Raw genomic sequence first — 763 nt, 5'->3', positions numbered from 1 at the left:
ACCAACTCGGTGATCGCCACCAGGATGGGGATGAGTCTTTCTGATTATACAGTTACCGAAGCCGGATTCGGATTTGACCTGGGAGCCGAAAAATTCCTGGACATCAAATGTCAAAGTGCCGGCCTTGCTCCAAAAGTGGTGGTGATAACCACAACTATTCGGGCCCTAAAATATCACGGTGGGGCTGCTTTGACCACTTTGACCATTCCTAATGTAGAGGCTCTAAAAAATGGACTTCCTAACCTGGAGAAACACCTGGAAAATGCGAAGCTTTATAATATCACCCCTGTCATTGCCATAAATAAATTCTACAGTGACAGTGATGAAGAAATACAGGTGATCTTTGATCTTGCGCATAAGCTTAACATCAAAGTTGCACTTTCTGATGGTTGGGCAAAAGGAGGTGAAGGTGCCCTGGATCTTGCCACAAAAGTGATCGAGGCAATTGAGGAAAATAAATCTGAGTTTAAGCCTTTATACCAATGGGATCAGGATGTAATGACAAAGATCGATACTATTGCCAAAAAGATCTATGGTGCAGAAAAAGTAGAATACTCGCCTAAAGCCCGCAAAGACCTTAAGACCATCCTTGACCTGGAACTGGATAATTTACCGATATGTATTGCAAAAACACAAAAATCCCTGTCAGATGATCCACTATTGCTGGGTCGGCCATCAGGATTTACCCTGAATGTAAGAGAGATACAGATAGCTGCCGGAGCCGGATTTTTGATCCCCATTACAGGAGAAATGATGCGCATGC

General features: G+C 43.6%; 1 protein-coding gene. It reads left to right on the top strand.

What is annotated here, in order from left to right; all coding sequences use genetic code 11:
- The coding region (locus HC176_RS15585) for a formate--tetrahydrofolate ligase (protein WP_167919900.1) at positions 1 to 763 on the top strand (763 nt) is incomplete at both ends.

The organism is Tamlana crocina (assembly GCF_012037625.1).
Note: the sequence above shows the minus strand (reverse complement) of the source record. Positions and strands in the feature narration are given on the sequence as shown.